Genomic DNA, 11073 nt, shown 5'->3' with positions numbered 1-11073 from the left:
AGCAGCCGTTGCAAACGTCGCCGGCGTGACCGACGTGAAGATCCTGGAAAACAACAGCGACGCCCCGGCAGACCCTGACGGCATTCCATACACTGCCATCGCGGTCATCGTGAACGGCGGCACTGACCAGGGCATTGGCCAGGCCATGTACTCGAAGTACAACCCAGGCACCCCGATGTATCCCCGCTACAGCACCAAGACCGATACCTGGGTTGATCCGCCGGGGGCGACAGGCGTCAAGGTTCAAATCACCTCGCCATCGACGGGCAACATCGAGACCATGACTTTCCAGCGCGCTGTGGCTCTGCCGATCTACGTTTCGGTCACCGTTCAGCGCAAGGGAAACCTGCCAATCGACATAGAGCAGCGGATCAAGGACGCCATCGTCGAGGATTCGACCAAAAAACTGTTCTCCGGCGACCAGGTGAAGGGCTTCAATCAGGGTGGGTACGACATTGGCGAGGTAGTGCCCGTCGGGCGCCTTTATACCCCGGTCAACAAGGTGCTTGGCCAGTACGGCGACAGCTACATCACCAGCCTGACAATTGGCCTGAGCCCCGGAAGCCAGGGTGTAACGCCGATCCAGCCGGGTATCGCAGAGTTGGCCACCTTCGACCCTGACAACATCACGGTATCGGTGCCGCTATGAAAATGGACCACGTAGCGCGCGCGAAGAAGCGGATCATCAACCAGTACCGCGGCAAACAGCGGATGACGCGGTGGCTCACGCTGACACCGACCATCGCCAACGAGAAGCTTGAACAGACGATCAGCCAGATTTACTCGGCCTACGACGTCGACACGGTAACCGGTGAGGACTTGGACGTCATCGGCCGCATCGTCGGCGTGCCCCGGCCAATACTGCGCGGCGCGGCCTATGACGTCTTTGGCTATGCCGGGAACGACAACTACACCAACTACAACGTCGCGCCCTACATCGGCGACGGCGCGTCGATCGATGCGCCCCTAAACAACGATCTGTACCGCAAGCTGATCAAGGCAAAGATCGCCAGAAACGTCAGCGACGGCACCAGCGACAGCATCATCAAGCTGCTCGAGGTCGTTATAGGGGTGAAGGTCACAGCCCTGAATAGCAATGGCGATAAGTCATTCGACATCGGCATCGCTTCAGAGCTGGACAACACCACGCAGTTCTTGCTCGAGAACTTCGACCTCATCCCCAGGCCGCAGGGTACCCGCATAGGGCAAATCTACGTGCTCCCGACCAACATTGATGAGATCGAGCGCACCTCAAGCTTGATCTTTAACTACGCCAACTTCACCTTGCCCGGAGACGTTTCCTGATGGCACGACAGCCTTTCAACCGCCGCTGGGCAGAGAATGTCGAGGGCCAGAGTTCCTCCACTGTTTTTCAAGAGCCGGCCGAAATCAGGATTTTGACGGGCTGGGAAGGCGGTCAGGACAAGGACGCGCCGCCGGCGGGCCAGGAGAACTGGTGGCACAACCGGGTTGACTCGGCACTGCAGGACCTCGAACGAAAAGGGGTTATGCAGTATCACGCCCAAGCAATCTATTCCGTGGGCGCCCCTTGCTACACACCAGAAGATGGCCTGTTCTATGAGTCGATCGCCAACAACAACGCTGGCAACCCGCCGGCCAGCAGCCCGACGTTCTGGAGGTTGATAGGAGCAAGCCTCTATTCGTCATTCAGCGTTGGTGAATACAAGGATGTGGCCCATAACGGTTCGCCTGACCCTGGGTGGCTGAAATGCACCGGTTCAACGTTGCTCCGGTCAGCTTACGCCAAGTTGTTCGCGGTAATTGGGACCAGGTTCAACACTGGTGGCGAGTCAAGCCTTGAGTTCCGGCTTCCTGACTGGCGCGGGATGTTTCCTCGCTGCCTTGATGACGGAAGGGGCGTTGATACCGGGAGGGTCATGGATGGCGTTCCTCAGCCCAGCCAAAACCTCGGTCACTCGCATAGCGCCTCAACCGGATCGGCCGGTCTTCATCGGCACACAATGACGTTTCCTCGTGACCTGGTATCTGGTGTTCCTCAAGACGATGCAGTTCTTGGCGACCAGATCGAGCAAGGAACTCAGACGCTCAACACCAGCGATGCCGGGTCCCATACCCACACTGTCAGCATCGGCTCTAATGGGGGCACTGAGGCGAGATCGGTAAACCTTACCCAGGTGAGATGGATTCGATACCTATGAACCAGAAAATCGTTTACCAGTACGACCCTAACGGGTTCTACCTGGGCGAGGCCCTAGCAGAGCGCGACCCGCAAGTGCCTGGCAACTGGCTGCTGCCAGCTAGGTGCACCGAAACGAAGCCTCCGATCTTCACTGCCGGCAAGCTGCCGAAGTGGGTCGGCTACAAGTGGAAACTGATCAGCCCATAGGTGAGATATGGAACGCAAGGCGAAGAGACGCTTCACCGACAAGATGGAGCTTTTCTGCCTCGCCTATGTCGAGACCGGGAACGCCTCCGAGGCCTACCGGCGGTCCTACAACACCTCCAACATGGCCGACAAAACAGCCCAGCGGGAGGGTTACAACCTTCTACAAAACCCTCTCGTTCAGGCACGCATCGAAGAATTAAGGATCAAGGTCATGGAACGTCACGAAATCACCGTGGACACGCTCCTGGCTGAGCTGGAAGAGGCTCGCCTGCTCGGCAAGGAGACAGGCAAGGCCTCTGCAATGGTCACGGCCTCTATGGGCAAGGCAAAGCTCCTGGGCCTCGACAAGCAGATTGTTGAGTTGACCGGCAAGGATGGTGCGCCAATCGAGACGAAATCCACGGTCAAGGTTGACCAGGAAGCCCTTGAGTCGGTACTGGCCCGCCTATGACAGCGCTCCTCGATTGGGAAACCATGAGCATCGAGGAGAAGCAGGCCGCCAAAAGCATAAGTGAACACTCGCCGCTTTCGTTCATGAGGGTGTGGTTCCAGCTGAACCAGGGCATGAAGATGCTCTGCAACTGGCACCACCGCTATATGGATCACACAGCGCTGCGCGTGCTCAGTGGCGAACTGAAGAACGTCGTGTTCAACATGCCACCAGGTGGCACAAAGACCGAGTACTGGTCTATCCACCTTCCAGCCTATGCCATGACAGTGCGCGACAGAACGCGCACGCTGAACGTCTCCTACTCCAATTCTCTGGTGGTGGAGAACTCCGGCCGCATCCGGTCGATCGTATCCAGCCCTGAGTACCAGGAGCTTTGGCCTGTTTCGATGGGAAAGGCCGATGTCGAGAACTGGTCGCTGATCGACGGCAAGGGCCGTACTCGGCACCAGCTGTTCAGCCGCTCCACCGGCGGCCAGATCACCGGCTGCCGGGGCGGCTACATCTCCAAGGACTTCACTGGCTTCATCAACCTGGATGACCCGGAGAAGGCCGACAGCGCGTTTTCAGCGACCATGCGGGCCAAGGCCCAGCGGATCGTGACAAACACGCTGCGCAGCCGGCGCGCATCGCCTGATACCCCCGTCATCTGCACCCAGCAGCGCCTGCACACGGACGACGTGTCCGGCTTTCTGCTCAAGGGTGGCATGGGCCTGGACTTCGCGCACATCAAGGTGCCGGCCCTGGTCACCCGCGAGTACATCGCATCTTTGCCCGATGGCATCCGCGAGCACGCGGAGCGCGACGTGTTCAGCGGTCCTTCAGTGGTGCGAGGCGGCGTCGAATACTGGTCCTACTGGCCGGCCAAAGAGTCGGTCTACGACCTGATGGCCCTGTGGGACAAAGATGCCTACACCATGGTCAGCCAGTACCAGCAGGAGCCCGTGGCGCTCACGGGCGGCATGATCGACCCGGACTGGTTCAAGACCTACGAGCAGCTGCCATTCCTGGTCTGGCGTGGCGTCTACGTGGATACCGCCCAGAAGACCGGTGAGCAGCACGACTTCTCGGTATTCGCCCACTGCGGCCTGGGCGTGGACGGGAACCTCTACATCATCGAGATCGTGCGGGGTAAGTGGGACGCAGGCGATCTGGAGGCCGAGGCGCTGCGCGTTTGGGAACGCTGGAAGCCGTGGGACCAATTCCGACCCGCGGCTCTGCGCTACATGCGCGTCGAGGACAAGTCCAGTGGCACCGGCCTGATCCAGACCATCAGCAAGAAGGGTTCTATTCAGATCGAGCCCCAGCCGCGCGGGCCTGCCGCCAACAAGGTCACACGCTGCATGGACGCCGTGCCCTGGTTCAAGTCCGGCCGTGTGTTCGTGCCTGCGATATACGACGAGCAGGGCAAGTCCATCACACACGTCAAAGACCACCGGCGGCAGGACCTGTGCACCACTGAGTGGGTCACCACCTTCCTCACCGAGGCCGCAGCTTTCACGGCCGACGACAGCCACGACCACGACGACCAGGTCGACACCATCTTCGATGCCGTGGCCGACATGCTCATCAACGATACCAGCAGCTTCTTCTCCGGCGGCTGGATCTCCTAACACCTCGTTTCGCTGACCGCGCCCAGGCGCGCTCTACAAACTCGCCCAAAGGAAATGACATGGCTGATCAAACTCAGCGCCTTGAGATCGCGACTGTGCGCGCGGAAGTCGGCAGCAACATCGTTTTCCGCTTTGCCAACGATGCTGCGAATGCCGACAGCATCCCTACCCAATCGGGCGACATTCAAAACCTGAAGCAGGTGGTTCTGGAAATACAGCAGGATGCTGCCGAGAAGATCAGTATCTCCACTACCATCTATCCGAATGTGTCGGCCGGCCTAGCAGAAACTGCCGATCAAGGCATCTTCTTGGTGCAGTCGAACGACGCGGATGAGATCTATGCCGTATGGCAGAACCAGGGCGGTACTGCGGTCAACACCGGCAAGACAGCTCTGTCAGCTACCGCCATTCAAGCAGCGCTGGACGCCTCCAACGAAGCTGCGCAGGCCGCAGAAGATGCCGCGGACGTTGCGACAGCTCGGACTGCGGGCTTCTTGGCTCCAGCTGCCACTGCTCCAGATCTACGCGACAATGGGCTTCCGCTTCAGCCGGGCGACCGTTATTTCAACACCACCGAACAGGCTGAGTACATTTACAAGTCGGAAGGCTGGATTGCAAATGACAGTCTTGCTGCAATCGCCTCTTTGGAGGCGACAATTACAGAAGATCCTGCCCCTGGAAATACTCCGCGTGCCTCTAGCGATGGCAGAATAGGGGTAGACTGGCTAGACCCAGGCGAGCTTGAGCTATTCACTGAAAACGTCGTCGTGACAGCTGATGAGCTGATCTCGGTAAATGACGGTGATTTTTTTGCGGCTTCCAGGCCGGAGGGCGTGCGGAAGTTCAGCGCCTTGAACGTCTGGAACTACATAAAATCCAAGGTTTACAACCTTTTAGGCCTGATTTCTGTTGACTTCAGCTCGTATTCCGGAATTGACCTCACGGGCGCCACCGATAGTACGGCTGCGCTTCAGGCTGCGCTGAATAGTGGGGTCACCAGGTTCACTGGTAAAGGCGTAATTTCCTCTGGCCCAGTGACCTTGCCTATCGGCGTGATTATCGACGGGAACGATCAGCTCAGACTTAGGTATATCGGACCTGCTGGCGGTGACTTCTTCACCTACATTGATGCGAACTCTGGATTCAAGCAGTTGAGTGGAATCCGGAATACTCGAATCACTACGACAGTCGCAGGCGGAAGAGCTGTTGTTACGCCAAAAAGCGCAAATGCTTGGAATCGGCAATATCGTTTCGACTTCTCCGGCCTGCAATCTAGCGATGACAATATATCGTTGACTATCGCCAGTAACTATTGGGCAGAGGTTTTGAGGATCGGCGATTGTCGTCAGTTCCGACTGAATAGATACTCATTTTTTGGTGGGTGGAATCCTTCTGATACAGATGGTGTAACTCATGCATGCAAGGGAGTAGTAATTTCTTCAGAGACTGGAGCAATTGGTATATCAATCTACGATGGGTCATGCACAAGCATGTCTCGTGCTTATGAATTGAGCGATGGCGTTGAAGGTCATGAGGTCCATGGAAATGAAGCGGTAAGCTGCTGGGAGGGCCTAATTTATTCAAATGCCAATGAGGAACCTGGCGGTTTTGTCTATGGAAACCATTTCAACTGCTCAAAAACATGCATTGGCGGATCTAAGCGCGTAGAGCTTAATATCGGACCAAACAGCTATTATCGATCTTCTGCAATGGCTGTGCACTCTGAAGGATGGAGTGCTGTAGATCTTAGTCAATGCAACTACAAGGTCACTATTGGTGCCATCCATGCCGTACCAGGAAGTGCAGTAGCGCTTCCGAACTCATACGCCATTCGTCTAACGAATTGTGCGGCAACATTCTTGCGCATTCAGGACTTTGACCTGTCCCTGCAGATGACGGGAGCAATCCTGTTGGATAGCGTTTCTGGTCTCAGGGTGCAAGGCGGTTCGGCCAGAGGAATGAATGAGTTCTGTCGCGTGCAGAACACCTTCTTCAACACGACTGATGTCAAGATGGTCGGAATCGACGCCTCGAACACGGATGCTACGCTTTTGGTTGTTCCCGCCGGGTTCAGCCCGACTGGAATTTACGTTGAGCGCGCTCCGCGCGGCGCACTAAACTCGCCAGCTTCGCTGACCATCAACTCTAACTCGGACTTTACAATTCAGCCAAAGGCCGGCCTGACTACCGTTTCGCTCAATGGAACGGCTCTGACAGCCAACCTGGTTCTTTCTAAAGTTGGGGCAACTGCCGGCGACAAGGTGCGCATAAAATATGTGAATGCCTCGGCCACTGGGCATACGGTCAGTATCCTGAGTGGTTCCGCCGGAACGGTTTTGAACATCATCCGATCCGGTAATACCAATCGCTACTACGGAGAGTACGAATTCAACGGGACCAACTGGGCGTGCAACTACCTGATACTCGATCTGGATGCCACGCTGCGAACCTAAGGAGCGATCGCTGTTGACCCAAGGATGGGTCCGACCTATCGTACAGCCCTTTGATGTGTCGAAAGGGAAGAATGATGGCTGTCAAAATCAGGTTCGACCTGCCAGGTTGCGAGGTCTATGAAGGCGCCGTTGCCATGCCTAGCAAGGCGATTCCAAGGACTGGGCCGCAGGAGATGCAGGGCGGAATTTTCACCAGCGATGGGGAATTTATTGCGAGCTCTGGGCTCTTTCGTGGCGTAAAGTCCCCGATTATGGCTTACGGCAGATGCGAACCTGAATCAGCAGAGGACTTTGATGGAAATGCTGTGTATGGAGGATTTCTCTATCGAGGGCACTACGGCCACTTCCTGATTGAATCAATGACGAGAATTTGGCGCATGCTAAATCACCTCGAATTTGACAGAATATTCTTTCATGCGCATCCAGGTCATTCTGCTCCATGTAAAATTGGTGAGTATCTATTTAAAAAAATGGGTATTCCTTTAGACAAGATCACAATTATCACTAGGCCTTTGAGGTTTTCTAGGATAACCATCCCTAACCCATCTCTTAGGCTTGGGGGAGAAGAAGCTTTCCTCGCTCACCGCAACGTCTGCGCCACGATAGCTGAAAATGTTTCTGGCAACTACTTTGATAAGCCCGAAGAAAATGCCAGGCCAATTTATTTCTCAAGGACAAAGTTTAGGGTAAGGCCTGTTTTTGGCGAGGATGAATTAGAGGCTCAGCTTCGAGAGAATGGATGGGAGATTGTGTATCCAGAGTCTATGAGCATAGAGGATCAGATAAAGATTTCGAGAAAGTCGAAAGTCTATTGTGGCGTCATCGGAAGCGCTATGCACAATCTTATTTTTTCTCGGCCTGGGACAAAGGTGTTCTACATAGAGCGTGAGCCTAGTCAAAAATCTACCTACAACACACTCGAAGCTCTTGATAAGGTAATAGGGCTTGATCCATATTACATTCCGGCAAATGTTAAATCGCATACAATGGCAGGCCCGTTCTTGATTAATCCAGAGATTGTTCTTGATCGTCTTCGTGAGGCAGGGCTTGTTTCAAAAATAGTTAAAATTGATATGTGTTCAGTAGATAGTAAATACGAAGATCACGTAAAAAACATTCAGTCGAAGAAGTGAATATTATGAATGTTTATTCATCGATTTTTGAATCTATAGAACTGGTTCGCAGGCTAGACTCACCAGACCAAATCAAAAAAGAATGTGATCTGCTTGTTTCTAGATTATATAAAATGTTTTCCGATGGTTCTATTTCAGCTAGTCATCACGAACTATTTATGAAGATGATATGTACAGAAGAGAATCGTAGTATTTCATTTATTGATAGGAGCTCCCGTGAGGGTGTAAGTCAAGAGTTTTCTAATTCGTACTTTCTCATCAGAAACATGAGCTCAGAATAGATAGTTTAAATCTATAAGCGTGCCCGCCCAGCGCGGGCTTTTTTTCGCCTGGAGAAAACCCATGCGCACATCGCAACGTGGCTTGAGCCTCATCAAGTCATTCGAGGGCCTGCGCCTGCAGGCCTATCAGGATTCGGTCGGCGTCTGGACCATCGGCTATGGCACCACCCGGGGCGTGAAACCGGGGATGACGATCACCAAGGAACAGGCCGAACGCATGCTGCTGAACGACGTACAGCGCTTCGAGCCAGAAGTGCAGCGCCTGGTCACGGCCCCAATGAACCAAAACCAGTGGGATGCCCTGATGAGCTTCACCTACAACCTGGGCGCGGCCAATCTTGAATCGTCCACGCTCCGCCGTCTGCTCAATGCAGGTAATTACGCAGCTGCTGCCGAGCAGTTCTCGCGCTGGAACAAGGCCGGCGGGCAGGTGCTGTCCGGGCTGGTCCGCCGGCGGGCCGCTGAGCGGGACCTGTTCCTGGAGACGGCATGAAAGCCTGGCTGCTTCGCCTCGCCGGCGCCGGCCTGCTGGTTCTGCTCGGCATGGCCGTCGGTATCTGGGCAACCACAAACCACTTCCGGCCGCTGCTAGATGCGGAGCAGGACCAGGCAACCAACTGCAAGGCCGCCCGTGACAACCTCGCCGGCCTGGCGCAGGAGCAGGCCAAGGCCCTGGGCGACCTGACCCTGGCGGCGAATGAGCGCCAGGCCAGGGCAGAGCAGGCGGTGAGTGAGGCCAGGGCCAGCGCCAAGGACGATTACGCAGCGGCAAACCGCCTGCAGCAGGAGCGAACCGGTGGCGACCTATGCGCGGCCGCCACCTCGATCATCGATCAGGAGCTAGGGCTATGACCGATTTAGGGGTGGGCCTGCCCGGCCACCAAGCAGGCGAAATTACCACTGAAACCCGCATGACTTCTGGGATTGAGGGTGGTCACCAAGGTGGACCCTGCAGGAGCATCGAACAAGTGCAGGTCTTGCACAAAAGTGCAGGCGGTGCAGGCGGTGCAGGTGCTGCAGGTCGAATCCTGCGCGGGGTGGGGGTGCTCGCAGGCATCGCTCTGATTGCCGGCTGCGCAGGGAAGGTCGCGCCAGAGGTCCAGTACGTGCGCGTCGAGGTGCCAGTGCAGGTGCCGTGCCGGGCGCCGGAGGTAGCTGTTCCGCCTTGGGCAGCTGCCGGCCTGCGAAAGACCGACAGCCTGGAAGTGAAGGTGAGGGCGCTGCTGGCCGAGCGCCGGCAGCGGATCGGTTACGAGAAGGAGCTGGAGGCCGCTGTTGAATCCTGCCGCTGACCGGCTGTTGCCTGAATGGGTTGGCCCATAAGATACTGTATCTATATCCAGTTATAGGCCAGCCACCATGCCTTCAACCATGCCCTCAGAAACTGACCACCTGCAGGTCTCCATCGACGATTTGCTCAAGCTGCGCGCGCCCAACGTCTACTTGGTCAAGGTGGAGGGCGACAGCATGCAGGACGCCGGCATCTATACCGGTGACCTGCTGATAGTCGATCGCCTGGCTGAGCCCAAGTCTGGCAGCATCATCATCGCCGCGCTGAACGGAGATGCCACCTGCAAGCGGATGATGATCCGTGACCGCCAGGTGGTGCTGGTGCCGGACAACCCCAAGTTCCCGTCCAGGTACATCATGGAGGGTGACCAGTTCGAGGTTTGGGGGGTGGTGACCCACAGTATCCGGGACCATGACCGCCGCTAGACTCGTCAATGACGATCCGGCAATACCATGTCAGCCCATTCCTGCATCATCCCGCGGCGCTGCTCTATATAGGTGGCGTGGTTGTACACGTCGCGGATTGTACTGCTGTCGGCATGGGCAAGCTGGCGCTCGATCCAGTCCTTGTTGTAGCCGCGGCTGTTCATCTCGGTCGAGAACAAGTGCCGGAACCCGTGCGGCGACTGGCGGCCGGTATAGCCACACCGATCCATCAGGTTCACCGCGTAGTTGATGCCGATCGGCCGAACGGCGTCCGTCCGGTTCGGGAAAACGTACTTCAGGTTCCCGGATATCGGAAGCATCAAGCGCAGAATCTCGACCGCTTGGCGCGATAGTGGCACCACGTGGTCGCGGCGCATCTTCATCTTGGCGGCCGGGATGGACCAGGTCGCGGTTTCTAGGTCGATCTCCGACCACTCGGCCTTGCGCACCTCTGCCGGGCGGCAGGCTGTAAGGATGAGCAGCTTGGTGGCGCACTGCAGCTGTAGGCCTGACTGGCTCTCCTCAATAGCCTTGATGATGCTCGGCATCTCGTCGAAGGTCAGGAACGGTCGGTTCTTGTGCGGCGCCATCTTCTCTGTCACAGCGTGCATTTCCGCCGTGGGGTTTACCTCAATCATTCCGATCGCAACCGCATAGCGGAAGACCTGGCCCGTCCACTGCCGAGTCTTAACGGCGGTAGTGATCGAGCCGCGCCGCTCTATGCGGCGGATCAGCGTAATCACGTCGGCGCGCCTGATGCTGTCGATCTGGCGCGGGCCAAATGCCGGAAGTACATCCAGCTCCATTGCGTTTGAAATAACCTTGACCGTCGACTCGGTCAGGCCTCCCTTCCTGAATTCAAGCCACTCTTCATAGACGCGGCGGAATGTCCTTTCTTGGGCGCCCAGGCGCTCAATCTTCTTCTCCCTCCTCGATTCGCGCGGGTCCTTACCTTGCGCAACCTCTTCGCGCGCCTCATCCCTCCGCGCACGCGCTTCCTTCAAGCCGATCTCCGGATAAGTCCCAAGCGAAATCCTGGCCTGCTTTCCAAGCCAGGTGAA

12 protein-coding genes and 1 pseudogene are annotated in these 11073 nt (G+C 56.5%); 12 read left to right on the top strand and 1 reads right to left on the bottom strand.

Going from position 1 to position 11073, the window contains the following annotated elements; genetic code table 11:
• From APH30_RS29205 to APH30_RS23660, 12 genes and pseudogenes are all read left to right on the top strand, one after another.
• Positions 1–649: pseudogene (locus APH30_RS29205) on the top strand (hypothetical protein); the annotation flags it as partial.
• Positions 646–1305: a DUF2612 domain-containing protein gene (locus APH30_RS23705; RefSeq protein ID WP_082416242.1), complete on the top strand. Its 660-nt coding sequence runs from the start codon at positions 646–648 to the stop codon at positions 1303–1305. The pseudogene APH30_RS29205 and the gene APH30_RS23705, both read left to right, overlap by 4 nt.
• Positions 1305–2180, top strand: a complete 876-nt coding sequence (locus tag APH30_RS23700) for a tail fiber protein (protein ID WP_054913934.1) — start codon at positions 1305–1307, stop codon at positions 2178–2180. The genes APH30_RS23705 and APH30_RS23700 overlap by 1 nt, the downstream gene beginning before the upstream one ends.
• Positions 2177–2368 (top strand): hypothetical protein, encoded by a 192-nt coding sequence (locus APH30_RS23695; protein WP_054913933.1) that lies wholly within the window; start codon positions 2177–2179, stop codon positions 2366–2368. The genes APH30_RS23700 and APH30_RS23695 overlap by 4 nt, the downstream gene beginning before the upstream one ends.
• Before the next feature lie 7 nt (positions 2369–2375).
• Entirely contained in the window at positions 2376–2819 is a 444-nt protein-coding gene (locus APH30_RS23690; protein ID WP_054912379.1) for a terminase small subunit, read from the top strand.
• On the top strand, positions 2816–4429 hold the full coding sequence (gene terL, locus APH30_RS23685; RefSeq protein WP_054913932.1) for a phage terminase large subunit: 1614 nt from the start codon (positions 2816–2818) through the stop codon (positions 4427–4429). The genes APH30_RS23690 and terL overlap by 4 nt, the downstream gene beginning before the upstream one ends.
• 59 nt (positions 4430–4488) lie before the next feature.
• Complete coding sequence (locus APH30_RS23680) at positions 4489–6882, top strand: hypothetical protein (RefSeq protein WP_054913931.1); 2394 nt, start codon at positions 4489–4491, stop codon at positions 6880–6882.
• 74 nt (positions 6883–6956) lie between these two features.
• Entirely contained in the window at positions 6957–8015 is a 1059-nt protein-coding gene (locus APH30_RS28380; RefSeq protein ID WP_177333783.1) for a DUF563 domain-containing protein, read from the top strand.
• 342 nt (positions 8016–8357) lie between these two features.
• Complete coding sequence (locus APH30_RS23675) at positions 8358–8789, top strand: lysozyme (protein ID WP_054913930.1); 432 nt, start codon at positions 8358–8360, stop codon at positions 8787–8789.
• The gene (locus tag APH30_RS23670) at positions 8786–9148 is read left to right on the top strand and encodes a hypothetical protein (protein WP_054913929.1); all 363 of its coding nucleotides are present in this window, start codon (positions 8786–8788) and stop codon (positions 9146–9148) included. The genes APH30_RS23675 and APH30_RS23670 overlap by 4 nt, the downstream gene beginning before the upstream one ends.
• A 125-nt stretch (positions 9149–9273) precedes the next feature.
• Positions 9274–9588 carry a hypothetical protein gene (locus tag APH30_RS23665; RefSeq protein ID WP_371262919.1) on the top strand — a complete coding sequence of 105 codons (315 nt, stop codon included), beginning with the start codon at positions 9274–9276 and terminating at the stop codon, positions 9586–9588.
• Between the two features lie 79 nt (positions 9589–9667).
• Positions 9668–10012: a LexA family transcriptional regulator gene (locus APH30_RS23660; RefSeq protein WP_249414277.1), complete on the top strand. Its 345-nt coding sequence runs from the start codon at positions 9668–9670 to the stop codon at positions 10010–10012.
• A gap of 5 nt (positions 10013–10017) precedes the next feature.
• On the opposite strand, the gene APH30_RS23655 is transcribed toward APH30_RS23660, so the two are convergent.
• On the bottom strand, positions 10018–11073 hold a 1056-nt coding region (locus APH30_RS23655; RefSeq protein WP_054913927.1), incomplete at its 5' end, for a tyrosine-type recombinase/integrase.

It is taken from the genome of Pseudomonas sp. NBRC 111127 (genome assembly GCF_001320345.1).
Taxonomy (GTDB): Bacteria; Pseudomonadota; Gammaproteobacteria; order Pseudomonadales; family Pseudomonadaceae; genus Aquipseudomonas; species Aquipseudomonas juntendi.
Note: the sequence above shows the minus strand (reverse complement) of the source record. Positions and strands in the feature narration are given on the sequence as shown.